Source organism: Shinella sp., assembly GCF_035998705.1.
GTDB lineage: Bacteria > Pseudomonadota > Alphaproteobacteria > Rhizobiales > Rhizobiaceae > Shinella.
This window is the reverse complement of record NZ_DASYHH010000005.1, coordinates 35,145-60,785: the sequence shown is the minus strand read 5'-3', so window position 1 is coordinate 60,785 and position 25,641 is coordinate 35,145. Positions and strand designations below refer to the sequence as shown.

Sequence of the window (25,641 nt, the reverse complement as noted above, 5' to 3'; positions counted from 1 at the left end):
AAACCCGGCCGGCGCCATGCCGGCCGGTTGCCGTTTTGAGAGGGAAAGATCGTGGCAGCACCCAGAAACGCCTTCAAGGCAGCCCTTCGCGAGGGCCGGTTCCAGCTCGGCCTGTGGGTGGCGCTCGGCAGCGCCTATGCCGCGGAAATCCTCTCGGGCAGCGGGTATGACTGGCTGCTGATCGACGGCGAACATGGCCCGAACGACATGCCGCTGATCAGCGCGCAGATCGGCGCGCTGCGTCATTCGCCGAGCCACGCCATGGTGCGTCCGCCGATGGGCGAGGCCTGGCTGTTGAAGCAGCTGCTCGATCAGGGTGCGCAGACCTTCCTCATTCCGATGGTCGAATCGGCGGCCGAGGCGGAGGCGCTGGTGCGCGCCGTGCGTTATCCGCCCCATGGCATTCGCGGTGTCGGCGCAGGTCTCGGCCGGGCCAGCGATTTCAACCGTGTGCCGGATTATCTTGCGACCGCCAATGAAGAAATCTGCCTGATTGTGCAGATCGAAAGCCGGGCCGGCCTCGCCGCGATCGACGAGATCGCCGCGGTGGAGGGCGTCGACGGCCTGTTCATCGGCCCGTCGGACCTCGCCGCCGACATGGGCCTGCTCGGCGAGCCCGGCGCGCCGGAGGTGCTGGCGGCGATCACCGATGCCTTTCAGCGCATCAGGGCGGCGGGCAAGGCGCGCGGCATCATGACCGTGTCGCTGCCGCAGGCCGAAATCTACCGCGATCTCGGCGCGGACTTCATGGCGATCGGCACCGACGTCACCTGCCTCGTGTCGGCGGCCGACAGCCTGCGCCGCCGCTTCCTCGGCGAGGAGAAGACGGGCGAACGCGGGGGCTACTGAGCCGCCGCGATGGCCGTGAGCCTCGGCATGGGCACATCCGGCGTCCAGGCCTTGAAGTCGACGATGCGGCGAACGAGCTTTTCCGCATGGTGGTTGGCGATCTCGCGCATGCGGTGCTCCAGAAACGGATTGTCGAAACGCTCCAGCGTCGCCGCCACATAGTCTTCCGCCTGTCTGCCCAGCCCCTTGGCGGCGAAACCGGGAATCACCTCATCCTGATAGATCGTCAGAAGCCGCTCGCGAATGCCGGCATCGTTGAGGATCGCTTTCACCGTCTCGTCCGCCGGGCGGTTCTCCTTCATCCAGATATCCGCCAGCACGGTGTGGCCGAGATTGAGGACGTGCAGCTTGAGCTTTTCGTAGGGCGTCAGGTCGTCGACGACGAGAATGTTCGCATGCCTGCATGGCACGGTCAGGCCTGGCTGGTTTTCGATCGCCCACAGCGCATAGGGTTCCGCAATCGCGCCGGCCGGCTCGATGGGCTCAGAAACGATGCGGTCGACCAGCGTATTCGCCCAGGTCACCTTTTCGGATAGCCAGGCCGAAAATGCGGAATCCGGGTAACGATCGGCTTGCAGCCCGAGCACGAGCCGCTTCAGCACCTCGCCGTTTCGCGAGATGAGTTCGCAGGGAAGCATGGTCAGCGGCCGCCCGCCCGCCTGAAAGCGGGCATGCAGCAGCGCCAGCAATTTCCCCGGAAAGGAGGCCGGCACCGTGCCGGCGAGATCGGCCGACCCGATCCTGTAGCCGGTATCGCCGGTATTGGAGAGCACGACCTCTGCTTCATCGCAGAAGACGCGGATGACCTCGTCCCAGTCGCTCGCCGCCGAAAGCGTGCGGGCGACGCTGGTGACGCGCTGTTCGCGGTCGATCTCCCGGCCGTCCCTGCGCCCGCGCACGATGACCGGAAAGCCGCCCGGTGCGGCAAGGGCGGCAAGCCGGCCGGCGCGCTCCGGCGAACCCGTCGTCTGGACGACCGTGATGCGGCCGAGCGCCTCGCCGCGCTCAAGCGCTTCGCCGACGAAGAGATCCGCATGGGCCTGCAAAAAGCGGCTGGTTCCGAATTGCAGGATGGGTGTGCGCATGGCGGTCTCGTCAGTTGATGGATTGCAGCAGGGTTTCGCGCGCCGATTTCAGATGGCGCCGGCAGGCATCCTCGATCTGCACCGAATCACGGGAGCGAAGTGCAGCGATATAGACGAGGTGTTCTTCCAGCGCCCGCGCATTGCGCTGGCGCGCATTCGTCTTGTTCCACTGGTAGTGATAGTGGAAGACGATGGCGATGACGTCGTAGAAATCGACGATGAAACGGTTTTTCGAGGCCCGGTGCACCAGCAAGTGGAAGCGCTCGTCGAGCTCGGAAAAATCCGGATAACGATTTTCGATATCGCCCAGAATGGCATGATGCACCGCCTCGATCGCATCGAGTTCCAGCCAGGCGGGGTGCTCCGCCGGCAGGCGCGCGAAGGCGGCGGCCGAGCGCAGCTCGAACATTTCGCGCACCTCCGTCAGTTCCAGCGCGAATTCGCGGGTGAAACCCTTCAGCACCCAATGGCTGTTCGGTCGTTTCTCGATGAGGCCGAAGCGGCTGAAACGGATGAGGAATTCGCGCACGCTGGTCGTGCCGATGCCGATCTCGCGCGCCAGTTCCAGTTCGTTGATCTGCATGCCCGGCTCGGCGCCGCCGGCGAGAATCCGGCGCATGAAGCTGCGCTCGATGATTTCTGAGAGCGAATCCGTTTCCTCGGTCGGAAAATAATCGGAGGCGAGCGGTTTGCGCAGCACGATCTTGCGGCGCTTTTCCCAGGTCAGCAGCCCGACATCTTCAAGCCGGGTCAGGATCGCGCGCACGGTGGTGCGGCTGACGCCGAGTGCGGCACCAAGCTCCGGCTCCGAGGGCAGGCTTGCCGATTGATCGAGCAGTTTTACGCAGCGATTGAAGGCGTCCTTGAAGACATTGTTCTGTTTGGCCATGGGTGCTGCCGGTTCCTGGGATGTCGCGTCCCTTAATGGCTGAGCGGGCAAATGACCAGACGGTTGGCCGCATCGCGTCCGCCCGTCCGCATCCTCCCGTTTCCTCCTTCCAGCATATTACCCATTGACGACGATCTGTCTATTGCCGATAAAAGACAAAGCCGGCGGGAGGACGCCGGCCGGGAGGATGCATGAAGACGCGGACGATCGGCAGGACAGGCCTGGCCGTGACCGAATATGGTTTCGGCACCGCAGCGCTTGGCGGGCTCTACCGGGCCTGCCCGCGTGATGCGGCGATGGCGACGCTCGATGCCGCCTGGCAGGAGGGCGTGCGCTATTTCGATACCGCGCCCTGGTACGGTTTCGGCCTGGCGGAGCGCCGCACCGGCGATTTCCTGCGCGACAAGCCGAAGGGCGGCTACGTGCTCTCCAGCAAGGTCGGCCGTATCATGGTTCCCGTCGCCGACGACAAGGTGCCGGCCTACGGCTATGTCGACCCGCTGCCCTTCGATGTTCGCTACGATTACAGCTATGACGGTATCATGCGCTCCGTCGAACTCAGCCATGCGCGGCTCGGGCTGAACCGCATCGACATGCTCTATGTGCACGATATCGGCGTCTATACGCACGGTGCCGAGCGCAACGCCTTTCACCTGCGCCAGCTTCTCGATACCGGCTTGAAGGCTTTGGAGGAGCTGAAGTCCTCCGGCGCCATCCAGGCCTTCGGGCTTGGCGTCAACGAGGTGCCGGTCTGCCTGGATGTGCTGCGCCACGCCGATCTCGACTGCATCCTGCTCGCCGGACGTTACACGCTGCTCGACCGTTCCGCGGCGGCCGACCTTCTGCCGCTCTGCGAAGCGAAGGGCATCTCGCTGGTGGTGGGCGGCGTGTTCAATTCCGGCATCCTGGCGACGGGGCCGGTGGACGGTGCGCATTTCGACTATATGCCGGCAACGCCGGAAGTCGCGGGCAAGGTCCGTGCGATGATGGAGATCGCACGGGAAAACCACGTTCCGCTCGCCGCACCGGCGCTGAAATTTCCGCTGGAGCATCCGGCGGTCGCCTGCGTGCTTCTCGGCACGGCGAAGCCGGAGAGCCTTCACCGCAATATGGCGCTCGCGCGCATGACGTTTTCGAAAGACATTTACCCGGCTTTCGAGCCGCATACACTCGTCGCGCCGGACCTGGGAGAAAACGCCGTCCGGCAATGATTTCGATCTGGGAGGATCGGCAGAACCATGTTGAAGGGCATTCATCCGCTGCTCGGGCCGGACCTGCTGCACGCGATCAGGACCATGGGCCATGGCGACGACATCGTCATTGCCGACGCGAACTTTCCGTCGAGTTTTCTCGGCCCGAACGTGATTCGGGCGGACGGCGTCGATGCGGTGTCGATCACCGAGGCCATTCTTGCCCACATGCCGCTCGATACTTTCGTGCCCGAGGCCGCATGGCGCATGGAGGTCGTCGGCGATCCGGCGGCGGTGCCGGATGTCTGCGTGACCTTCCAGGACCTCGTGCATCGGCTGGCCGGCGATTTTACGGTGCATGCGGTGGAACGTTTCGCCTTCTACGAGATGGCGAAAAAGGCCGCCTATATTGTCGCCACGACGGAATTCCGGCTTTATGGCAATATCATTCTGAAGAAGGGTGTCGTGCACCCGCATGAGGTCTTCCGGGTCTGAGAGGCTCGGCGGCCACCGTTTGGGAGGACGGGTGGCATGGACTGGAACGCTTGGAATACCAGCTTTTCCGTTGAAAATTGCCCGCTTGCCAGGCGGGATAAGTGGGTGTAGCTTGCCCGTATAAATGTTTTTTATCGATAAAAGATCGAGTTGTTCGCTTCCTGCGACGCGATCCCAAAAGCAACAGGAAGCACTAGAGAGGAGAAACCGATGAGCATTGTAAGATCGCTTCTGTCTCGCCGCGCCTTTACGGCGCTGGCGGGTGCCGCAGTCCTCGCCACCATGGCCCCTGCGGCGTCCTTCGCGCAGGACGTCACCATCCCGATCATCGTCAAGGACACCACGTCCTTCTACTGGCAGATCGTGCTTGCAGGTGCACGCGCCGCCGGCAAGGATCTCGGCGTCAACGTGCCGGAACTCGGTGCGCAGTCGGAATCCGACATCAACGGCCAGATCAGCATCCTGGAAAATGCCGTCGCCGGCGGTCCTGCCGCCGTCGTCATCTCGCCGACGGAATTCAAGGCACTCGGCAAGCCGGTCGACGAAGCGGCGAAGTCCGTGCCGATCATCGGCATCGATTCCGGCGCGGATTCCAAGGCCTTCACCTCGTTCCTGACCACGGACAACGTACAGGGCGGCCGCATCGCCGCCGATGGCCTCGCCGCGGCGGTCAAGGCCGCGACCGGCAAGGAAGAGGGCGAGATCGCCATCATCACCAGCCTGCCGGGCGTCGGCTCGCTCGACCAGCGCCGCGAAGGCTTCCTGGATCAGATCAAGACCAAGTATCCGGGCCTCAGCGTCGTTGCCGACAAATATGCGGACGGCCAGGCGACCACCGGCCTCAACATGATGACCGACCTCATCACTGCCAACCCCAACCTCGTCGGCGTCTTCGCCTCCAACCTCATCATGGCGCAGGGCGTGGGCCAGGCGATCGCGGAAAACAAGCTCGGCGACAAGATCAAGGTCATCGGCTTCGACAGCGACGAAAAGACGGTCGGCTTCCTCAAGGAAGGCGTGCTCGCCGGCCTCGTCGTGCAGGATCCGTACCGCATGGGCTATGACGGCGTGAAGACGGCGCTCGCCGTCTCCAAGGGCGAGAAGGTGGAAACCTTCGTCGATACCGGCGCCAACCTGGTGACCAAGGAAAACATGGCCGATCCGAAGATCGACGCCCTGCTGAACCCGAAGATCTGATCGGGTTCACGCAGCGCGTTTGACGATCTCCCGCCCGGGCCGCATGATCCGGGCGGGACGCTTTCCACGCAGTCGGGAGGAGACAGCGATGAGCAGCCTTGAAGAGCTCAGCCATCGGCACGAAGACGAGGCGAAACTCGCCGAATCCGAAACGGTGCCGCGCGGCGCGCCGATCCTTGAACTGCGCGGGCTTCAAAAGAAATACGGCCTCGTCGAAGCGCTGAAGCCGGCGACGGTGACGTTCCTGGCGGGCGAAATCCACGCCATCGTCGGCGAAAACGGCGCCGGCAAGTCGACGCTGATCAAACTGCTGACCGGGGTTATCCGGCGCACGGCCGGCGAGGTTTTCTGGTGCGGCAAGCCGGTGCAGCTCGCAACGCCCACCGAAGCCATCAAGCGCGGCATCAATGCCGTGCACCAGGAGGTCTTGCTTTGCGCGCATCTCTCCGTCGCCGCCAACATGTTCCTCGGCGACGAGATGGATCGTTACGGCCTGATGCGAAAGGGCGCCATGGAGCGCGCGGCCCAGGCCGTGCTCGACGATCTCGGTTTCCTGCTGCCGGCGGGCGCCCTGCTCGGCAGCCTCACCATCGGCCAGCAGCAGCTCGTCGCCACCGCCAAGGCCGCCATGCGCGGCATCCGCTTCCTCATCTTCGACGAGCCGACCGCCTACCTGACGCGCCAGGAATCCGCCCAGCTTTTCCGGCTCATTCGCCGGCTACGCGATCAGGGCGTGACGATCGTCTATATCAGCCACCGCATGGAGGAAGTTTTCGAACTCGCCGACCGTGTCTCGGTCCTGCGCGACGGCACCCATGTCGGCACGCGCCTCATCAGCGAGACCAATGACAACGAACTGATCGCGCTGATGATCAACCGCACGATCGAGCAGATCTACCACAAGGAGAAGGTGCCGATCGGCAAGACCATCGTCGAGACGAAGGGGCTTTCGGGACCCGGCTTCGAGGATGTGTCGCTGACGGTGCGTTCGGGTGAAATCGTCGGTCTCTATGGTTTGATCGGTGCCGGCCGCAGCGAATTCGCGCTCGGTCTCTATGGTCGCCAGCCGCTTTCGGCCGGCGAAGTTTTCTGGGACGGCAAGAAAGTCGGTATCCGCAACGAACGCGATGCGATGGAGCTCGGCATCGCGCTGGCGCCGGAAAGCCGGCGCGACCAGGGCCTCTGCCTCAACCTGCCGATCGGCCTCAACATCAACCTGCCGATCTTCAAGCGGTTGAGCTCGGGGCTCGTGATCCGCAAGGGCGATGAGGCGGCGAATGCCGACCAGCAGATCCGCAACCTCAGCATCAAGACGCCGTCGCGCCGCGTGCTCGCCTCCGCCATGTCCGGCGGCAACCAGCAGAAAATCGTCATCGGCAAGTGGCTGAGCCATGGCGCCCGGCTGTTCATCTTCGACGAGCCGACGGTCGGCGTCGATGTCGGCACAAAGGCGGAAATCTACCGCCTGTTCGGCGAACTCCTGAAAAAGGGCGCTGGCATCATCCTCATCTCGTCCTACCTGCCGGAAGTCTACGAACTGTCCGACCGGCTGCACGTCTTCCGCGGCGGCCGGCTCGTCGCCAGCCACGACCACCGGGCGGCCTCGCACGAGGACGTCCTGACCCAGGCCATCGGCATCTGATCGCCGCGCGATAAAGGAGAAGAAACATGAGCGTGGAGACGACGACGGAAAGTGCACCGGCACCGAAGAAGGGCACGAACATCCTGCTCGGCCTGACGCTGCTCGGCCTGCTTCTTTTCCTCTGGCTGCTGCTCGGCCTGTCGACCAATGCCTTCTGGTCGCCGAACAATATCAGCAACCTGCTGCGCCAGGGCGCCATGACGGCGATCCTCGCGGTCGGCCAGACCTTCGTGATCATCACCGCCGGCATCGACCTCTCGGTCGGCGCCATCGTCGGCTTCACCAGCGTCATCGTCGCCTGGCTGCTCCAGGCGGGCGTGCCGCTCTGGGCGGCGATCATCCTGACGTTGCTGATGGGCGTGGCGATCGGCGCCTTCCATGGTTTCGGCATCGTGCGCATGGGCCTGCCGCCCTTCATCATCACGCTCGCCACGCTCACCTCGCTGCGCGGCATCGGCCTGCTCATCACCAATGGCTCGACGATCTCGATCAACCACGAGGGCTTCACCAACTTCTCGCGCACCGATTTCCTCGGCGTGCCGAGCCTGTTCTGGATGGTCATCCTGGTGGCGATCCCGGCTTTCGTCTTCCTGCACCTTTCCCGTTGGGGGCGCTATCTCTTCGCGGTCGGCTCGAATGCCGAGGCGGCGCGGCTTTCCGGCGTCAATGTCAACCGCACGATCTATCTCGCCTATATCCTGTCGGCCACCTGCGCCGCCTTCGTCGGCCTGCTGCTCGCCTCGCGCATCGGCATCGGCAACGCCACGCAGGCGGAAGGCTGGGAATTGCAGGCGATCGCCTCCTCGGTCATCGGCGGTACCAGCCTGTTCGGCGCGGTCGGCTCCGTGCACGGGCCGCTGCTCGGCGCCTTCATCCTGGCGACCATCAACAACGGCGCCAACCTCCTGAACGTCAACTCGTTCTGGCAGCGCATCATCACCGGCCTGCTGATCATCGTCATCGTCTATTTCGACCAGCTGCGCCGCCGCGGAAGCCGTTGAGATGAAAACCATCGTTTGCGTCGAACCCGGCCGACTGGAGGTGGTCGAGCGTCAGAATCCGGCTACCCTTCCGGAAGGCTGGGTGCGCCTCGCCGTCAGCCATGTCGGCATCTGCGGCACCGACTACCATATTTTCGAGGGCAAACATCCGTTCCTCGAATACCCGCGGGTGATGGGCCACGAAGTTTCCGCCACCGTCCTGGATTCCGGCACGAGCGCGTTCCCCGTTGGCGCCCCCGTCGTCGTCAACCCCTACCTCTCGTGTGGCACCTGTGTCGCCTGCCGGCAGGGCAAGCCGAACTGCTGCGTGGCGATCCGCGTGCTCGGCGTGCACATGGATGGTGCCTTCTGCGAGGAAATCGTGCTGCCGGCGGGCAATCTTTATCCGGCTGACGGTCTTTCGCTGGAAGCGGCCGCGACCGTGGAATTCCTGGCGATCGGTGCTCACGCGGTCCGCCGTTCGCAGGCGGCTGCCGGGTCTCGCGCGCTGGTCATCGGCGCCGGGCCGATCGGGCTCGGCGCCGCGCTCTTCTCGCGTATCGCCGGCCATGCGGTGACGCTGATGGACACATCCCCCGAACGCCTCGCCATGGCGGCGGAGCGGTTCGGTTTTGCCGGCGGCATTCTTGCAGGAGACACCGCCCCCGAGGCGGTATCCGCCGCAACCGGCGGCGATGGTTTCGATGTGGTCTTCGACGCGACGGGTTATGCAAAATCGATCGAGGCAGCCTTTGCCCATGTCGCCCATGGCGGGGCGCTGGTGCTGGTCAGCGTGGTCAAGGACGAGATCCGCTTTTCCGATCCGGAATTCCACAAGCGGGAGATGACGCTGGTCGGCAGCCGCAATGCCACGCGGGCCGATTTCGAGCATGTGATGGCGAATATCCGTGCCGGCCAGGTGCCGGTCGAGGCGCTCGTCACGCACCGCACCACGCTCGACCGCGTCCCCGTGGACCTCGCCCGCTGGGCGACGGAAAAAGCGGGCCTTATCAAGGCGATCGTGCGCATCGCATCGGACTGAACGGCCGTTCATGTCCGCGAAAGGTCTGCGGCCTACCATGCCCTCGGACCGGTCGGTTCCGGTCTGTTGCTCCGCAGCGAAAACGTGTTAGTCTTTCGCACCTGCGGAAACCGGGATGATCCGGACGAGGCGGCCATTCCGGCCTGCACTGTCCAAGACGGGGTGTCGCGTTCAATGTATTATCAGCTTTACGAAATGAACCATGCGATGATGGCGCCCTGGCGCGCGGTCGCGGACCAGATGCGGATGGCCTATCGCAACCCGCTCAATCCCATCTCGCACACCTATTTCGGCCGCACCATGGCCGCGGGCTTCGAGGTCCTCGAACGCTCGACCCGGCGCTACGGCAAGCCCGAATTCGACCTCCCCACCACGCTCATCGACGGCAAGAGCATTTCCGTGCATGAGAAGGTCGTCTGGAAGCAGCCCTTCTGCAATCTCGTGCATTTCGAGCGCTGTCTGCCGGCCGGCCACCGCCGCGATCCGAAAGTGCTGATCGTCGCGCCGATGTCCGGCCATTATGCCACGCTCCTGCGCGGCACCGTCGAAGCGCTGCTGCCGCATGCGGAAGTGCACATCACCGATTGGATCGACGCGCGCATGGTGCCGCTCTCCGACGGCACCTTCGATCTCGACGATTATATCGACTATATTATCCAGATGCTGCATGCGCTGGGGCCCGATACCCATGTCATCGCCGTCTGCCAGCCGGCCGTGCCGGTGCTGGCCGCCGTCGCCGTCATGGAAGCCGACGACGATCCGCTGTCGCCCTCGACCATGACGCTGATGGGCGGGCCGATCGACACGCGCATCAACCCGACCGCCGTCAACAAGCTGGCGGAAGAAAAGCCGATCGACTGGTTCCGCGACAATGTCATCATGCCGGTGCCGTGGCCGCAGCCGGGCTTCATGCGCATGGTCTATCCGGGCTTCCTGCAATTGTCCGGCTTCATGTCGATGAACCTCGACCGCCACGTCGTCGCCCACAAGGAGTTCTTCGCCCATCTCGTGAAGAACGACGGCGACGCGGCGGAAAAGCACCGCGATTTCTACGACGAATATCTGGCGGTCATGGACCTGACGGCGGAATTCTACCTCCAGACAGTCGAAACGGTGTTCATGAAGCATTCTCTGCCGAAGGGCGAGATGATGCACCGCACGCGGCCCGTCGACACGACGGCGATCCGCAAGGTGGCGCTGCTGACCGTCGAAGGCGAGAACGACGACATTTCCGGCGTCGGCCAGACCCAGGCGGCGCAGACCATCTGCACCAACATTCCCGACGACATGCGCATGCACTACATGCAGCCGGATGTCGGCCATTACGGCGTCTTCAACGGCTCGCGTTTCCGCAAGGAGATCGCGCCGCGCATCCTGTCCTTCATCGCCGAGCATGCGCGCAGCGAGAAGGCAAAACCGGTGCCGCGCGTCATCAAGGGTGGGAAATCGGGCGCTGCCGCCTGATTTTCTGGGCCGCTTTCAGGCACTTGCCCGAATTTAGCGGGCATTGTCTTGAACGCGATCCGCGCTCTGCCCACATCGGAATCATCGGAAACCAGGGTGGTTTCCGCCGATCGTGAGGAAGATTGCACATGAACCAGTCAGCGCTTATCCGTCCGGACTGGACGCCTGCGACCATCGCCCTGATGGTGCTCGGCTTCGTGGTGTTCTGGCCCCTCGGCCTAGCCATGCTTGCCTACATCATCTTCGGCGATCGCCTGAAATCCTTCAAGAAAGACGCCAACGACACCGTTGACGGCGTGTTCGCCTCCTGCCGCAGCAAATGGGGCGGCCGCCGCGGCGGCTCGACCTTCCGCAGCGCCACCGGCAATGTCGCCTTCGACGACTGGCGCGATGCCGAACTCGCCCGCCTCGACGAGGAGCGCCGCAAGCTCAACGAGATGCGCGAAGAGTTCGATTCCTATGTCCGCGAGCTTCGCCGCGCCAAGGACCAGGAGGAGTTCGACCGCTTCATGCGCGAACGCCGCGCCTCCGGCCACGGCGACGTCCCGGGCTTCCCGGCGACGTGAAGCCGGCCTCCGGCTTCTTCGTGACGACCGACCGGCGCCTCGTGCGCCGGTTTTTCGTTAAGGCGTTTCAGTCGGGGCCGAATCGGCTATGAAAGGTGCCATGTTTTCCTCGCTTCGCAAGCCCCGCAAGGCCCTGAAGACGCCGCCTCCGCCGGAGATGCGTGAACTCGACGTCAATGGCCGGCGCCTGCCGCTGACCATCCGGCGCGACCTGCGCGCGACCCGGCTGACGCTGCGCATAGAGCCCGGCGGCCGGGCGCTGCGGATGACGGTGCCGAACGGCGTGCCGGAGCGCGATATCCGCGATTTCCTCGATCGTCATCAGGGCTGGCTGATGACGAAGCTCGCCAAGTTCCGCACGACCAACGAGCTGGCCGACGGCGGTTATGTCATGATCCGCGGCGTCTCCCACCGCATTGAGGCGACGGGCCGGCTGCGCGGCCTGACGGAAGCCCTTATCATCGATGACGAGGCCTTGCTGCGCGTCGGCGGCATGGAAGAAAGCATCCCGCGCCGCATCAGCGATTTTCTGAAGAAGGAAGCGCGGCTGGAACTCGACCGGCTCGTCGCCGTTCACGCCGGCCGCGTCGGCAAGCGGGTCAAGTCGCTGACGCTGCGCGACACCCGCAGCCGCTGGGGCTCCTGCTCGGCGGATGGCGCGCTCAGTTTTTCCTGGCGCATCGCCATGGCGCCGCCGCATGTGATCGATTATCTCGCCGCCCACGAGGTGGCGCATCTGCGCGAGATGAACCACAGCCCCGCCTTCTGGACGCTCTGCGAACAGCTCTGCCCGGCGATGGAAGACGCCAAGCGCTGGCTGAAGCGCAATGGCAGCCTGCTGCATGCGGTCGACTTCGGTTGACGCAATTCAGAAGTCAGCGGCGATCGGCGATCGCGTCGCGGATTTTCCGGTCCGTATTGTACTGCCCGAGCGCATAGACGGCCCAGATGGCGGCCGGCAGCCAGCCGATCAGCGTGATCTGCAAGATGAGGCAGATAATGCCCGCGATCGGCCGTCCGATGGTGAAAAATGCGAGGAAGGGCAGAAGGATGGCGATGATGAGCCGCATGGAGGTCTCCGGTCGATGTCTTTTATGAATATGGGACCATCCGCCGCCCATGCAAGGGTGCCGGTTCGGTTGCCGGTTTCGGGCGATCCACCGCCGTCTTTCGGCTCGACTCTTCGGGAAAATCGTGCGACTTCCCTCCCCATGAAACGCGACATTAAAATCTGCGGGCTGAAGACCGAGGAGGCCGTCGACAAGGCGGTTTCGCTTGGCGCCACGCATATCGGCTTCATCTTCTTTCCCAAGAGCCCGCGCAACATCGAGCCGTCCGATGCCGGGCGCCTGGCAGACCGCGTGCGTGGCCGCGTGAAAATCGTCGCCGTCACGGTGAATGCCGACAATGATACGCTCGACGAGATCGTCGACCAGCTTTCGCCGGACATTCTCCAGCTGCACGGCAGCGAAACCCCGGAGCGCGTGCTGAACGTCAAGGCGGTCTATGGCCTGCCGGTCATGAAGGCCCTGTCGGTGCGCGATGCGGACGATCTGAAGAAGGTCGAGCCCTATATCGGCATTGCCGACCGCTTCCTGTTCGATGCGAAGCCCCCCGCGGGCTCGGAGCTTCCGGGCGGCAATGGCGTCTCCTTCGACTGGACGCTGATGCATTTGCTTGACGGAAGCGTCGATTACATGCTTTCCGGTGGGCTGAACAAGGATAACCTCGCCGAGGCCATCCAACTGACCGGCGCGCCGGGCATCGACACCAGTTCCGGCGTCGAGAGCGCACCGGGTGTCAAGGATCTCGGCCTGATCGAAGCGTTTTTTGAAGCGGCACGAAAAGCGGAGCGCGAGACCGCCGTCGCAGGGAGAGGCAAGTGAACCAGTCACCCAACCTGAATTCGTACCGCGAGGGTCCGGACGAGGACGGCCGTTTCGGCATTTTCGGCGGTCGTTTCGTTGCCGAAACCCTGATGCCGCTGATCCTCGAGCTTCAGGAAGAATGGGACAAGGCGAAGACCGACCCCGCCTTCCAGGCGGAACTGAAGGACCTCGGCGCCCATTATATCGGCCGCCCCAGCCCGCTCTATTTCGCCGAACGCCTGACGCAGCATCTCGGCGGCGCCAAAATCTATTTCAAGCGCGAAGAGCTGAACCACACCGGTTCGCACAAGATCAACAATTGCATCGGCCAGATCCTGCTCGCCAAGCGCATGGGCAAGACGCGCATCATCGCGGAAACCGGTGCCGGCCAGCACGGCGTGGCGTCTGCCACCGTCGCCGCGCGCTTCGGCTTCCCCTGCGTCGTCTATATGGGCGCGACGGATGTCGAGCGTCAGGCGCCGAACGTCTTCCGCATGAAGCTGCTCGGTGCGGAGGTTCGCCCCGTTACCGCCGGCAGCGGCACGCTGAAGGACGCCATGAACGAGGCGTTGCGTGACTGGGTCACCAATGTCGAGGACACCTATTACCTGATCGGCACCGCCGCCGGCCCGCATCCCTATCCCGAGATGGTGCGCGATTTCCAGGCGGTGATCGGCACGGAAGCCCGCGAACAGCTTCTCGAAGCCGAAGGCCGCCTGCCGGATATGGTCATCGCGGCCGTCGGCGGCGGCTCCAACGCCATCGGCATCTTCCATCCCTTCCTCGACGACAAGAGCGTCCAGATCGTCGGCGTCGAAGCCGGCGGCAAGGGCCTTGACGGTGACCTGCACTGTGCCTCGCTCACCGCCGGTTCGCCGGGCGTGCTGCATGGCAACCGCACCTACCTGCTTCAGGATACCGACGGCCAGATCAAGGAAGGTCATTCGATCTCCGCCGGCCTCGACTATCCGGGCATCGGCCCCGAACATGCCTGGCTGCACGAGATCGGCCGCGCCGAATATGTGCCGATCATGGACGACGAGGCGCTGGAAGCCTTCCAGCTATTGACCAGGCTCGAAGGCATCATTCCCGCACTGGAGCCGAGCCACGCGATTGCCGAAGTCATCAAGCGCGCCCCGAAAATGGGCAAGGACCAGATCATCCTGATGAACCTCTCCGGCCGCGGCGACAAGGATATCTTCACCGTCGGCAAGATCCTCGGCATGGAGCTGTAAGATGACCGCACGCATGGACAAACGTTTTGCGGATCTCGCGGCCGTCGGCCGCCCGGCCCTCGTCACCTATTTCATGGGTGGCGATCCGGACTATGCGAGTTCGCTGGAGATCATGAAGGCGCTGCCGAAGGCAGGCTCCGACGTCATCGAGCTCGGCATGGCCTTTTCCGACCCGATGGCCGATGGTCCCGCCATCCAGCTCGCCGGCCAGCGCGCGCTGAAGGCCGGCCAGACGCTTGCCAAGACCCTTCAAATGGCCCGCGACTTCCGCAAGTCGGACGATGCGACGCCGATCGTGCTGATGGGCTATTACAACCCGATCTATATCTACGGCGTCGAGCGTTTCCTCGACGAGGCGCTGGACGCCGGCATCGACGGCCTCATTGTGGTCGACCTGCCGCCGGAAATGGACGACGAGCTGTGCATTCCGGCCGTCGCCAAGGGCATCAACTTCATCCGTCTCGCAACGCCGACGACGGACGAAAAGCGCCTGCCGACCGTGCTGAAAAACACCTCCGGCTTCGTCTATTACGTCTCGATGAACGGCATCACCGGGTCGGCCCTGCCGGATCCGTCGCTGATCGGCGGTGCCGTCGGCCGCATCAAGGCGCATACGGCGCTGCCGGTCTGCGTCGGCTTCGGCGTGAAGACGGCGGAGCATGCGCGCGCCATCGGCGCTGCCGCGGATGGCGTCGTCGTCGGCACGGCCATCGTCAACCAGATCGCCTCCAGCCTCACCGCGGACGGCAAGGCCAGTGCCGCCACCGTTGCCGGTGTCGAGACGCTGGTGATGAGTCTTGCTTCCGGCGTGCGTGGTGCGCGCCTTGCGGCGGCGGAATAAAGTTCCCACATGGGAGCCACCATTATAACGGGAGTCTAGACCGTGAACTGGATCACGAACTACGTTCGGCCGAAGATCAACTCGATGCTTGGCCGCCCCAACCGCGATGTTCCGGAAAATCTCTGGATCAAGTGCCCGGAAACCGGCGAAATGGTGTTTCATCGCGATCTCGAGGAAAACAAGTGGGTCATCCCGGCTTCGGGCTACCACATGAAGATGCCGGCGAAGGCGCGCCTGAAGGATCTTTTCGATGACGGCGTCTACGAATCCCTGCAGCAGCCGAAAGTGGCGCAGGACCCGCTGAAATTCCGTGATTCGAAGAAATACACGGATCGCCTGCGCGACAGCCGCACCAAGACCGACCTCGAGGATACGATTCTTGCCGGCGTCGGAAAGATGCGCGGCGTCAAGATCGTCGCCGTCGTGCACGAATTCGCCTTCATGGGCGGCTCGCTCGGCATCGCCGCCGGCGAGGCGATCATCAAGGCTTTCGAGCGTGCGATCGCCGAAAAGTGCCCGCTCGTGATGTTCCCCGCCTCCGGCGGCGCGCGCATGCAGGAGGGCATTCTCTCGCTGATGCAGCTGCCGCGCACCACGGTCGCCGTGGAAATGCTCAAGGAAGCCGGCCTGCCCTATATCGTCGTGCTCACCAACCCGACCACCGGCGGTGTCACGGCCTCCTATGCCATGCTGGGCGATATCCACCTTGCTGAGCCGGGTGCCGAAATCTGCTTTGCCGGCAAACGCGTCATCGAGCAGACGATCCGCGAAAAGCTGCCGGAGGGCTTCCAGACGTCGGAATACCTGCTGGAACACGGCATGGTCGACCTCGTCGTCAAGCGCCACGACATTCCCGACACGCTGGCCCGCCTTCTGAAGATCCTGATGAAGAAGCCCGCAACGGTGTCCTCGCCCGTCGTCGCGAACGGCGTCGTCGCCATCGCGGCGCAGTAAAAGCCGCACCGCGCGAGGGTAGCATGTCGATGGTCACGGTCAGCGAAGCGGCAGCGGAGATCGAAAAACTTCTCGGTCTCCATCCCAAGGGGTTCGATCTTTCGCTGGACCGGATCACGCGGCTCTTGTCCGCGCTCGGCGATCCGCATCTGAAACTGCCGCCGGTCATCCATGTGGCCGGCACCAACGGCAAGGGCTCCGTCACCGCCTTCTGCCGCTCGATCCTGGAGGCGCAGGGCCTCAGCGTCCACGTCCACACCTCTCCGCATCTCGTCAACTGGCATGAACGCTATCGTCTGGGCGTTAAGGGCGGCCGCGGCCAGCTGGTGGAAGACGCCGTGCTGGCCGATGCCGTGCGCCGCGTGGCGGAGGCGAATGGCGGGCAGAAGATCACCGTCTTCGAAATCCTGACGGCCGTCACCTTCGTGCTGTTTTCCGAGCACCCGGCGGATGTGGCGATCATCGAGGTCGGTCTCGGCGGTCGTTTCGACGCGACCAATGTCATGCCGCGCCCCGCCGTTTGCGTCATCATGCCGATCTCGCTCGATCACCAGGCCTATCTCGGCGACCGCGTCGAACTGATCGCCGCGGAAAAAGCCGGCATCATGAAGCGCGGCGTGCCCGTCGTCATCGGCTACCAGTCGGAAGAGGCCGCCCGCGACGTGTTGATCGAGACGGCCGAGCGCCTCGGCTGCCCGCACGCCGTCTACGGCCAGGATTTCATGGCGCATGAGGAATATGGCCGCCTCGTCTACCAGGACGAGTTCGGCCTTGCCGACCTGCCGCTGCCGCGCCTGCCGGGCCGCCACCAATATGGCAATGCCGCCGCCGCGATCCGCGCCGTCAAGGCCGCCGGCTTCACCGTTTCCGACCACGCGCTGGAACTCGGCCTTGCCCGCGTCGAATGGCCGGGCCGCCTGCAACGCGTGACGGACGGCGCGCTCCTGCGGCTGGCACCGCGCGGCAGCGAGATCTGGGTCGATGGCGGGCACAATCCCGGCGCCGGCCAGGTCATCGCCGAGACGATGGCGAATTTCGAGGAGCGCGATCCCCGCCCGCTCTTCCTTGTCACCGGCATGATCAACACGAAGGATCCGGTCGGCTATTTCGAGCCGTTCCGCGGCCTTGCCGAGCGGGTCTTCACCGTGCCGATCCGCGGCTCGGATGCCGGCCTCGACCCGGTGTCGCTGGCCGATGACGCGGCCCGCGCCGGCCTGGAAGTCGAGCCGCTCTCGACGGTCGCCGAGGCGCTTGCCGAAATCGGCCGCATCACCGAGGAAGACCAGGTGCCGCCGCGCATCCTGATCGGCGGCTCGCTCTATCTTGTCGGCGATGTGCTCGCCGACAACGGCACGCCCCCCACCTGAAACGGAAAACGACCTGAAACGAAAAAGCCCGGCGCGAGGCCGGGCTTGAAGGGTAATCCGTCGCGGCCGATCAGGCGGCGCTGGAAATCCAGGAGGAAAGCGCCGTCTTGGGGGCGGCACCGACCTTGATGTCGGCCACTTCGCCGCCCTTGAACATGGCGAGCGTCGGGATGGAGCGCACGCCGAACTGGGCGGCCAGTTCCGGGTTCTCGTCGATGTTGAGCTTGGCGACCTTGACCTTGCCGGCGAGTTCGGTGGCGATTTCTTCGAGCGCAGGCGCAATCATCTTGCACGGACCGCACCATTCAGCCCAGAAATCGACGACGACCGGCTCTGCGGAATTCAGAACTTCGGCCTGGAAATTGGACTGGTCGACTTTAACGGTAGCCATGAGGCTCTCCTTGAACGGTGATTGTTGTACAAGATGTGATGCCGCCGGCCTCCCGTTTCAAGGGCCGGCATCGCCCTTCGGGGCAATGGATCGTCGCGTCCGGTATCTCACTTTGAGCGCAGTTCGGCAAGGCTCGCGTCCATCAGGCCGGCATCCAGCCAATAGGTTTTCGCCGCTTCCGTATAGATCAGGCCGCAGCGGATCTCGCGCCCCGGATAGAGCGGGCCGAGGATCGCGCGGTAGATCGCGAGCTGCGCCCGGTGCTCGAACGGAATGTCCTGAAGCGAGCCCGGCGGCACGCGGTTCGTCTTGAAATCGACGATCTCGACCGCCGTTTCGGTGACCGCCATGCGGTCGATCCGCCCGGACACGGCAAAGTCCCGGCTGCCCAGCGTCAGCGTGCCCATGATCGACACTTCCGCCCGCGCCGCCGGGGAAAAGATCGTGGCAAGGCTCTCGTCGTCGATCACCGCCAGCGCGGCATCGACGAGGGCATTGCGCGCACTCTCCGGCCAGTTGGCGGCAGCACGCTCAAGATAGCGCCGAGCCGCAGCCTTCCGGTCCGCAGGCTCGAAGGCGGGCAGGACCTGCAGGAACCGGTGCAGGATGCGCCCGCGCTCCAGCGCGAGGCCGGCACCCGGAGCGCCGCCCTTCCGGCCGAACAGCGCCGAGGGAACCAGAAGGTCCGCCGCATCCGTCTCGATCACCGCCGCCGCACCCGAGGGGCTCAGCGGCCGCGGCAGCGATTTCTGCGGCGGCAGAGGCTTTCCGAGCGCTTCCGGCAAGGCCGCCTTCGCCTTCTCCTCGACGCCTGCCGTCGCGACCTCGCCGACCGCTGCCGCACCCGCCTCGCGCCAGGCAAACCCCTGCCAGCTTTCGCCTGCCGTCGAAAAAGTCGTTTCCACGCAGCGATCGCCATCGGCGGACAACGCGCCGGCGATCATCTGGTGCCAGGTGTCCTTGTTCTCCTGCCGGCCGCGATAGCCGCAGACCACCAGCCGGTCGGCGGCCCGCGTCATCGCGACGTAGAGCAGGCGGCGATATTCTTCCTCGGCACCCGCCTTGATGCGGTCGGCATCGGTTTTCGTCAGCTCATTGCCGAAATCCGTCAGCGGCAGCCAGATCGGCAGGCCGGCGGCACGGTGCTCCGCGGCGAGGAACCGCAGCTTCGGCATATGGTTGGCATTGAAGGGTTTCGAGCCGCCATCGACGAGAAAGACCACCGGCGCCTCCAGGCCCTTGGCGGCATGCACGGTCATGATGCGGATTTCGCCGCGTGCCTTGTCCTGCTCGCGCTTCACCGTTGGCGCTTCCAGTTCCAGCGTCGAGACGAAGGCCTGGAGGCCGGGCAGGCCGTTTTCCTCCTGCTCCAGTGCGAAGGTCAGGAATTCGTCGATGATTTCGCCGGCTTCCGCGCCGAGCCGCGCGAGAAACGCCCGTCGTCCGCCGCCGGCACCGAGAATGCGGGCATAGAAATCGTGCACCGCCTGGCTGCGCGCATCGCGAAGCACGCCGTCGAGCCGCCGGACGATACGACCGAGGGTCTCGTCCGCCTCCGCCGCCTCGCTGAGCCGCGCCCAGAGGGTCTGTTTCTCGCCGCGGCGTGCGGCCAGCGCAAACAGCGCCTCCTCGCCAAGGCCGAACAGCGGGCTTTTCAAAAGGGCCGCCAGCGAAAGATCGTCCTCCGGCAGCACGGCGAAGCGGCCAAGCGCCATCAGGTCCTGCACGGCGATATGTTTCGTCAGCACCAGCCGGTCCGCGCCGGCCACGGGCAGGCCGTGCCGCTGTTTCAGCGTGCGGGTCAGCGCGTTGACGAAGGCGTCGCGCTTGCGCACCAGAACGATGACGTCACCGGCCGCCATCGGCCGCGCCTTGCCCTTCTCCGTCACCGTCTCGCGGCCGATCCAGGATGCCAGCGTATCGGCAATGCGCCGTGCCAGCACATTGATCGGCGCTTCCTCGGCCACAGCGTCGAAGGGCGCGGTCCAGTCCTCCTCGTCAAGGCCCGGCGGCGCGGCGATCACCTCCCAGATATCCACCGCACCGGGCTCCCGCCCGCGGTTGGAGGCGTGCACGATGTCGCTGCCGTCCGGCGTCAGACCGCGCGCATTGGCGGGGTCGAGGAAGACCCGGTCGACCGCCGACAGCACGTCGCGCGTCGAGCGGAAGGACAGCAGCAGTCGGATCGGGCTGAAGGCCGTGTCGGCGGCCACCGTCCGCCGCGAAACTTCGCGGCCCTCTTCGGCGAAGCGTTCCGGGCGCGCGCCCTGGAAGGAATAGATCGACTGTTTTTCATCGCCCACGGCGAAGATCGTGCGCCGGGTCCCACGCGCTGTTTCGCCGGCAAAGAACTCGTCCGTCAGCGCCTTGACGATCTGCCATTGCCGCGGGCTCGTGTCCTGCGCCTCGTCGACGAGGATATGATCGATGCCCTGATCGAGCTTGTAATGCACCCAGGCGCTCACCTTGTCGCGCGTGAGAAGTGTGGCCGTGCGGTCGATCAGGTCGTCGAAGTCCAGCAGGCTGCGCGCCCGCTTCAGGTCCTCGTAGTCGCCGATCAACCGTTCGGCGATGGTGAGCGCCGCAAGCGTCGCCTCGTACATGCGGAACCGCCTGAGCCGGTCGTCGCAGGCGATTACATGGGCCTGTGCGGCCAGAAGCGCCTCTTCGAGATGGGGCGCGCTTTCGCGAACCTTTTTCGAGAAGAAAGAGCGCTCCAGACTGCGCGGCGAGCCCGTCGTCGTGAAGAAAAGATCATAAAGTGCGGCCCGCCGCGCCTCCGCATCGCTGATTCGCGCCACCCCGCGCAAGCTGGCTGCCGAGGTCTTCACCGTCTCGCTGCCAAGACTTTCCGCTGCGGCGAGGTAGCTGTCGAGCACCGCGCCCTGCAAACCATCGAGCGGCCAGAAGGCGGCGAGAACGTCCTCTGCCGTCTCGTGCGGCGCGATCCCGATCTCCCGACGCAGCACCGCCTCCACGCCGTCTGCCCGTGCCGCCATGTCGAGAAATATGCGGATCGGCCCGCGGCTCGCCACGATATCGGAAATCAGCCGTTCGAGACCGGTATCGTCGGCGATGTCGAGCACGGTGGCGAAGGCGCCGGCAAGCGCCCGGTCGTCCTCGCTGGTCGTCGCCGTCAGCAGCGTGCGGCGCGCATCGGCGAGCAGCACGGCCGCCGCCCGGTCGTCGAGCACGGAAAAGTGGCCGGCGACATTGGCCTCCAGCGGAAACTGGTGCAGCAGCGCCTCGCAGAAGGCGTGGATCGTCTGGATCTTCAGGCCGCCCGGCGTTTCAAGCGCCCGCGCGAAGAGGCGCCGCGCTTCCGCGAGCTTGAAGAGATCGGGCCGCTCGCCCTCGATGGTGGCGACGCGGTCGGACAGCTCTGCGTCGGAGAGTGTCGCCCAATCGGCGAGCCGCTCGAAGACGCGGTTCGACATTTCCGAGGCCGCCGCCTTGGTATAAGTGAGGCAGAGGATGGCGGAGGGCCGGCAGCCGGCCAGCAGCAGCCGGATGACGCGTTGTGTCAGCACATGCGTCTTGCCCGAGCCGGCATTGGCCGACACCCAGGCCGAACGGCCGGGATCGGACGCCGTCGCCTGCTTCTGCGATGTCCAGCTCAGCCAGGCCGCGGGATCGGCGGAGGCGGGGCGATCTTCCTCAAGCATCGTCGCCCTCCTCTCCGTTTTCGGCCGACGACCATTCGGCGACGCGCGCCAGATGGTCGTACTCCCCGCCATAATCGCGTTCCTGCTCGGGAATGAGCCGGGAGGCGAAGCCGTAACGCCCTTCGATCAGCCCGGTCAGCAGCTTCTCCAGCTCCTTGAGCGAGTCTTCCGCCAGGTCGGAAGCCGATTTCGGCGTCGCATTGGCGGATTTGGCGTGTTCATTGTTGACCTGCTCGGCCTTGAAGCGTTCGCCGGGTTTGAGGCGCACATAGAGAAGGTTCGCCGGCTCACGTAAACCCGGCCCGCGGAATGCACCCCGCCGGATCGCCGCCGCTTCCAGCGCAAGCTGCGGATCGAGCAGCGCACGGGCGACTTTTTGCGAGGGCATGCTGCCCGTCTTGTAATCCAGGATATCGGCTCTGCCGTCCGGCAGGATGTCGATCCGGTCGGCGACACCCGTGAGCCGGATGCCGGCCACCGAAAGGTCGAGCGAGGCCGGAACCTCCGTCAGGCTTTCGCGCACGTCGCCGGCCCGTTCGAGGTGCCATTTGACGAAGGCGCGGGCGACGGCGGCAAAACGCGGGCGCCAGACGGCGTCGATATGCGGCGGCAGGGCGACGATGTCGAATTCCTCGTTCAGGATGCGGGTGACGAGGGAGAGCGGTTCGCCGGTCTTTTCCTCGCGCACGAAGCGGTCGACGATGCGGTGGTAGAGCGAGCCGCGCTCGGCCGGCCCCGGATCGAGATTGAAGGGCGCGATCGGATCGAGGCGCAGGATATGCCTTGCATAGATCGCGTAGGGATCGCGCCGCAGGCGGCCGATCTGGCTGAAGGAATATTTGCGCGGCTGAAGCTCGGCCGGCGGGCGCGGCGCCGGGCGGGCGGCCGTCGGCACGGAGGGGCTCTTGTCGATGGCATTCGCCCAGTCGATGAAGTCCTTGCCGCGCCTGCGCAGGTCGGCCGCGAGCCCCGGCCCGCCGACGGCGATGAGCCGTTGCAGCCAGCGCGAGGCGACGGTTGGCGCGGTACCGTTGCGCAGTGCCCGCGTCAGCACGAGTGTTGGCGCGGCGGCGGCCATTTGCAGGTCGTGGCCAAGCTGGCCGATGCGCCGCTCGGGCGGCTCCAGGCCGATTTCCACCTTCATGATGCGCGAGAGGAAGGCGTCGTTCGTCGCCTGTCCCGGCCAGGTGCCCTCGTTCAGCCCGCCGATCACCACCGTATCGACGCTCTGGAGGCGCGATTCGAGCGCGCCGAAAATGAAGACGCGCGGATGGCGCATGGAGCGCGGCTTGACGCTTTCGCTCGCCGCCAGCGCCTCGATGATATCGCACCATTGCGGCCCGTCGGCCTCGACCTGCCCATCCGTCTCGATGACGCTCTTGAGCAGGTTGGCGAGGCTGTCGCCCGCTTCGCCGGACCACAGCGCCGCAAGGTCGCCGCGCTCGTCCACCGCCACCGCCTCCAGCGCGCGGCCGGTTCGCTCCGACCAGTCGGACAGCGCCAGCCTGGAGGAAAGGCGCCGCCCCGTGCGGCTTTCGTGAAAGAGTACGCCGGCCAGCGGCTCGACGGCGGCGGCGACGCGCTGTGCGAGATCGCGGGCAAGCGGGATCGCATGCTCCGGCAGGGCGGCGCGCCAGACGGGCGGATGACGGTCCGTCGCCTGACGCTCCAGCGCGACATCAAGCAAAGGTTCTAGCGTCGAAATATCGATTTCGGCCGTGCCGCCGCGCAATGCCGTCAGCTCCAGCGCCGTCACGGCATCGCGCAGATCCGTGGCGGAGAGGCCAAAGCGGGCGAGGGGATGTTTGAGCAGGGCGACGAGCGGCACCGGATCGCCGGGCCGCAGCGCTGCCTCGACGAGCAGCCGCAGAAGCGTGCCCTGCGGCGTGGAGAGCAGCGGCGTGCCGGCCGAATCGTCCGCCTCGATGCCGAAGCGGGCAAGCTCCGCCGCCACGCGCCGTCCAAGCTTGCGATCCGGCGTGATCAGCGCCGCCTGCGCGTCTTCGCCGTCCTCCAATGCGAGGCGCAGCGCGATGGCGATGGCGAGCGCTTCCTCCCGTTCATTGGCCGCTTCGACGAGCGAAACGTCGCGAAACGCCTCCGCCATACGGCCGGCGTCGATCGTGCCGCGGATGTCGCCCCAGCTTGATGTCGCCTGCGTCGGCAGGAAGGCGCTGGAGAGGATTTGCGTCCGGTATTCGAGGGCAGCAGGCGGGATTCCGAGCGGCTCGACATCGTTGCGGGTGCAGCCCATGCGGGCGAGCAGGCGGTGGAGGCCGTATTGCGGATGGCTGCGGGCGGCCGCGTCGGGTTTTTGTGCGCCCGCGCTGCCTGGCTGATGGCCGACGAGCAGCCATTCCGTATCGGACATGAAACGATCGAGCCCCGGCAGGATGACGACGCCGTTCGGCAGGTTTGCCACCGCGGCGATCAGCCCGGCCGTCGCGGGAATGGAGCCCGTCGAGCCGGCGATGATGACGGGGCCGGCGGGTGGCATGGTGCGATAGCGCTCGGTCTCGGCATGCAGCGTCGCATTGCGCCGCAGCGAGGGCGAGGAGCGGTTGAGTTCGGTCAGCCGTGCCGGCCAGTATTCGCTGGCGATCTTCAGGAATTCGGCGGTGAGCTGCCACCACAGCGCATGGTTGGAGACGTCGAGAGTGTCGAGCGCCGACCAGTCGAGCTCTTCCGTTTCCATCGCGTCGATGATCTCGGCAAGGTTGCGGGCGAGCCAGACGGCATCAGCCGGGCTTGCGGGCGCCACCAACGGGCTTTCGGCATGCACGGAGGTGACGGCGGCGGGCAGGCGGTTGCGCCAGGCGAGCACGAGGCGGGCGAGTTCGATAAGGCGCGTCGGGCCGGAAAGCGGCTCGGCCATGTCGAGCAGCGCCGGCGCCACCTCATCGAAGAAGCCGCTGTCGTCATCGGTCTCGCCGAGCGCGCGGATGACTGGCAGGATGGCCGATCGGCCGCCGAGCAGGTCGACGAATTCCGAGCGCAGCACGCGGGCGGAACGGCGCGTCGGCACGTAGACCGTGACATCGGCCAGCGCCAGCGGATCGGCCGGATCATAGGTGAAGCCGGGCACCAGCCGGCCGTCGAGGAGGGCTGCTGCCACCGTTTTCAGGAAGGGCAGGCTCGCCGGGATGGAATAGACGCGGCCGCCCCGGGGGGGTGTCATGCCGACGCCTCGCGGTGGGCGCCGATCACGGCCTCCGCCTGGCCGATCGCCTCCGGCGTACCCACGGTGATCCAGTGGCCTTCGAGCACGATGCCGTAGAGGCGCCCCTTTTCGATCGCGCGGTCGAAATAGATGTTGAGGTTGAAGGCGTCGTCGGGCGCATCGTCGAGCAGCGCCGGCATCATGGCGATGGCGCCGGCATAGACGAACGGCGTGCCGTCGCCCACCTTGTAACGCGCCAGCCGCCCCGCCGCGTCCATGGAAAAATCCTTCTTGCCGTTGTGGCCGGTCGTGTCCTCCAGCTTCACGCAGAGCATCAGCATGTCCATGCGCTCCGGGTCGAACGCCTCCACCAGCCGGTCGAGATTGCTCGGCCTGCCGGGCGTCTCGCCGATCCAGAACAGGTCGGCATTCATCACGAGCACGGGGCCGCGACCGAGCAGTTTCAGGCCCTTGGCAAGGCCGCCGCCGGAATTCATCAGCCGGTCCGTCTCGTCGGAGAGGATGATCTCGGGCTCCTTGCGGGTCGCGAGATGGGCGATCATCTGGTCGGCAAAGTGGTGCACGTTGACGACGGCGCGTTTGACGCCGGCCTGCGCCAGCGCGTCGAGCCCGTAGTCGATCATCGGCTTTCCGGCGATCGGCACCAGCGGCTTCGGCATCGTGTCGGTGATGGGGCGCAGGCGCGTTCCGAGGCCGGCGGCCAGCACCATGGCGTCTTCGATCTTCATCTCAATCCCGCG

General features: G+C 65.4%; 22 protein-coding genes. 15 read left to right on the top strand and 7 right to left on the bottom strand.

Annotated features, from left to right (window positions below; all coding sequences use genetic code 11):
• Positions 1–51 precede the first annotated feature (51 nt).
• A complete protein-coding gene (locus VGN93_RS00940; protein WP_327505958.1) occupies positions 52–849 on the top strand; it encodes an HpcH/HpaI aldolase/citrate lyase family protein in 798 nt (265 codons plus the stop codon).
• On the opposite strand, the gene VGN93_RS00935 is transcribed toward VGN93_RS00940, so the two are convergent.
• Both VGN93_RS00935 and VGN93_RS00930 read right to left on the bottom strand, forming a co-directional pair.
• Entirely contained in the window at positions 843–1,934 is a 1,092-nt protein-coding gene (locus tag VGN93_RS00935) for a mannitol dehydrogenase family protein (protein ID WP_327505957.1), read from the bottom strand. The two genes, VGN93_RS00940 and VGN93_RS00935, sit on opposite strands and share 7 nt — an antisense overlap.
• Positions 1,935–1,944: 10 nt before the next feature.
• A complete protein-coding gene (locus tag VGN93_RS00930; RefSeq protein ID WP_327505956.1) occupies positions 1,945–2,823 on the bottom strand; it encodes a GntR family transcriptional regulator in 879 nt (292 codons plus the stop codon).
• 191 nt (positions 2,824–3,014) lie between these two features.
• Here VGN93_RS00930 and VGN93_RS00925 point away from each other — a divergent pair, with 191 nt between their 5' ends.
• The 9 genes from VGN93_RS00925 to VGN93_RS00885 all read left to right on the top strand — a co-directional run bounded on the left by VGN93_RS00925 (position 3,015) and on the right by VGN93_RS00885 (position 12,261).
• A complete protein-coding gene (locus tag VGN93_RS00925; RefSeq protein ID WP_327505955.1) occupies positions 3,015–4,034 on the top strand; it encodes an aldo/keto reductase in 1,020 nt (339 codons plus the stop codon).
• Between the two features lie 27 nt (positions 4,035–4,061).
• Positions 4,062–4,508 (top strand): RbsD/FucU family protein, encoded by a 447-nt coding sequence (locus VGN93_RS00920; protein ID WP_319323616.1) that lies wholly within the window; start codon positions 4,062–4,064, stop codon positions 4,506–4,508.
• Positions 4,509–4,718: 210 nt separating this feature from the next.
• A complete protein-coding gene (locus VGN93_RS00915; RefSeq protein ID WP_319323617.1) occupies positions 4,719–5,705 on the top strand; it encodes an ABC transporter substrate-binding protein in 987 nt (328 codons plus the stop codon).
• An 88-nt stretch (positions 5,706–5,793) separates the two neighbouring features.
• The gene (locus tag VGN93_RS00910; RefSeq protein ID WP_327505954.1) at positions 5,794–7,347 is read left to right on the top strand and encodes a sugar ABC transporter ATP-binding protein; all 1,554 of its coding nucleotides are present in this window, start codon (positions 5,794–5,796) and stop codon (positions 7,345–7,347) included.
• A 26-nt stretch (positions 7,348–7,373) separates the two neighbouring features.
• The gene (locus VGN93_RS00905; RefSeq protein ID WP_256120439.1) at positions 7,374–8,348 is read left to right on the top strand and encodes an ABC transporter permease; all 975 of its coding nucleotides are present in this window, start codon (positions 7,374–7,376) and stop codon (positions 8,346–8,348) included.
• A gap of 1 nt (position 8,349) precedes the next feature.
• Positions 8,350–9,369: a zinc-binding alcohol dehydrogenase family protein gene (locus VGN93_RS00900; protein ID WP_327505953.1), complete on the top strand. Its 1,020-nt coding sequence runs from the start codon at positions 8,350–8,352 to the stop codon at positions 9,367–9,369.
• 174 nt (positions 9,370–9,543) lie between these two features.
• Positions 9,544–10,833 carry a polyhydroxyalkanoate depolymerase gene (gene phaZ, locus VGN93_RS00895; protein ID WP_319323621.1) on the top strand — a complete coding sequence of 430 codons (1,290 nt, stop codon included), beginning with the start codon at positions 9,544–9,546 and terminating at the stop codon, positions 10,831–10,833.
• Between the two features lie 128 nt (positions 10,834–10,961).
• Positions 10,962–11,399 carry a DUF2852 domain-containing protein gene (locus VGN93_RS00890; RefSeq protein WP_327505952.1) on the top strand — a complete coding sequence of 146 codons (438 nt, stop codon included), beginning with the start codon at positions 10,962–10,964 and terminating at the stop codon, positions 11,397–11,399.
• A gap of 100 nt (positions 11,400–11,499) precedes the next feature.
• Positions 11,500–12,261, top strand: coding sequence for a SprT family zinc-dependent metalloprotease (locus tag VGN93_RS00885; protein ID WP_327505951.1), 762 nt, complete (start codon positions 11,500–11,502; stop codon positions 12,259–12,261).
• A 13-nt stretch (positions 12,262–12,274) separates the two neighbouring features.
• Here VGN93_RS00885 and VGN93_RS00880 read toward each other — a convergent pair whose 3' ends face one another.
• Complete coding sequence (locus VGN93_RS00880; protein WP_327505950.1) at positions 12,275–12,469, bottom strand: YqaE/Pmp3 family membrane protein; 195 nt, start codon at positions 12,467–12,469, stop codon at positions 12,275–12,277.
• A 141-nt stretch (positions 12,470–12,610) separates the two neighbouring features.
• On the opposite strand from VGN93_RS00880, the gene VGN93_RS00875 reads away from it, so the two are divergent.
• The 5 genes from VGN93_RS00875 to VGN93_RS00855 are packed head-to-tail and all read left to right on the top strand — an operon-like array spanning position 12,611 to position 17,664.
• Positions 12,611–13,285, top strand: coding sequence for a phosphoribosylanthranilate isomerase (locus tag VGN93_RS00875; RefSeq protein ID WP_319323625.1), 675 nt, complete (start codon positions 12,611–12,613; stop codon positions 13,283–13,285).
• Positions 13,282–14,502: a tryptophan synthase subunit beta gene (gene trpB, locus VGN93_RS00870; RefSeq protein ID WP_327505949.1), complete on the top strand. Its 1,221-nt coding sequence runs from the start codon at positions 13,282–13,284 to the stop codon at positions 14,500–14,502. The genes VGN93_RS00875 and trpB overlap by 4 nt, the downstream gene beginning before the upstream one ends.
• 1 nt (position 14,503) lies before the next feature.
• Positions 14,504–15,343 carry a tryptophan synthase subunit alpha gene (trpA, locus tag VGN93_RS00865; RefSeq protein WP_319323627.1) on the top strand — a complete coding sequence of 280 codons (840 nt, stop codon included), beginning with the start codon at positions 14,504–14,506 and terminating at the stop codon, positions 15,341–15,343.
• A gap of 42 nt (positions 15,344–15,385) precedes the next feature.
• Positions 15,386–16,297 carry an acetyl-CoA carboxylase, carboxyltransferase subunit beta gene (gene accD / locus VGN93_RS00860; RefSeq protein WP_319323628.1) on the top strand — a complete coding sequence of 304 codons (912 nt, stop codon included), beginning with the start codon at positions 15,386–15,388 and terminating at the stop codon, positions 16,295–16,297.
• 23 nt (positions 16,298–16,320) lie between these two features.
• Entirely contained in the window at positions 16,321–17,664 is a 1,344-nt protein-coding gene (locus VGN93_RS00855; protein ID WP_327505948.1) for a folylpolyglutamate synthase/dihydrofolate synthase family protein, read from the top strand.
• A gap of 70 nt (positions 17,665–17,734) precedes the next feature.
• Here the strand turns inward: VGN93_RS00855 and trxA are convergent, their stop codons facing one another.
• From trxA to VGN93_RS00835, 4 genes are all read right to left on the bottom strand, one after another.
• Entirely contained in the window at positions 17,735–18,055 is a 321-nt protein-coding gene (gene trxA, locus VGN93_RS00850; RefSeq protein ID WP_160861395.1) for a thioredoxin, read from the bottom strand.
• Positions 18,056–18,162: 107 nt separating this feature from the next.
• The gene (gene addA / locus VGN93_RS00845) at positions 18,163–21,720 is read right to left on the bottom strand and encodes a double-strand break repair helicase AddA (protein WP_327505947.1); all 3,558 of its coding nucleotides are present in this window, start codon (positions 21,718–21,720) and stop codon (positions 18,163–18,165) included.
• Positions 21,713–24,898: a double-strand break repair protein AddB gene (gene addB, locus VGN93_RS00840; RefSeq protein ID WP_327505946.1), complete on the bottom strand. Its 3,186-nt coding sequence runs from the start codon at positions 24,896–24,898 to the stop codon at positions 21,713–21,715. Before addB ends, addA begins: the two co-directional genes overlap by 8 nt.
• Positions 24,895–25,629: a nucleotidyltransferase family protein gene (locus VGN93_RS00835; protein WP_327505945.1), complete on the bottom strand. Its 735-nt coding sequence runs from the start codon at positions 25,627–25,629 to the stop codon at positions 24,895–24,897. The genes addB and VGN93_RS00835 overlap by 4 nt, the downstream gene beginning before the upstream one ends.
• Positions 25,630–25,641: the final 12 nt, after the last annotated feature.